The sequence below is a fragment of the Psychrobacter sp. 1U2 genome (genome assembly GCF_051847575.1).
Map to the genome: position 1 here is coordinate 1 of NZ_JBPYDC010001476.1, position 593 is coordinate 593.

The 593-nt window shown below is 43.7% G+C and carries 1 protein-coding gene; it reads right to left on the reverse strand.

Annotated elements, in window-relative coordinates; all coding sequences use genetic code 11:
- A partial coding sequence (locus ACS8FD_RS22720) for a hypothetical protein (RefSeq protein ID WP_439277524.1) occupies window positions 1-561 on the reverse strand: 561 nt, incomplete at its 3' end.
- Window positions 562-593: the final 32 nt, after the last annotated feature.

Here is a 593-nt window from a genome sequence, read left to right on the forward strand (position 1 = left end):
AAAATCCTCATAACTAATTGTAGCCTCATTATCGCTATTTTTGACAAGGTCAGCTTCTGTATCGCTGGTATCGGTCTTTGGAGATACTGCAGTAACCAGTTGTGTTGTGCTAGTCTTTGACCGCGTATCTTTTATTTGTTCATCGCCTAACGTAGATTTGTCGATTGGCTTGTCTACAGACAACTCTCCTACCGTTGCAACGTTATCTGACAAATTTGCCTCACTTACATCGTCAGATTTCGCTACCGTCCCTTCACTACTCAATGTCTTTATGCTCGCAGTATCTGGTCCATCAGCGCTCACCACTGTTGTATTTGGGCTTTCTGTAGCTGGCTCAGTATTAGTAAATATACCTGTCATAGTCAGTATAGTAATCACAAGGGCGCTCAGCAGTAACCCGCAAACAATACCAATAATCAATAGCTTGAGTTTTAGGCTACCAATCTGCTTATCCTCTGTTACGCCTGTTTGTTGAATGTCAGCGTCTGCTTTTAAGTCAGTAGGTAGTACGGATGCTGTCGCGGCGTCGTCAAGCGTAGGATCTTCATGTGAAGAGAGCAAAGACAGCTCCAACCCATCATCAGTGTTTTCTG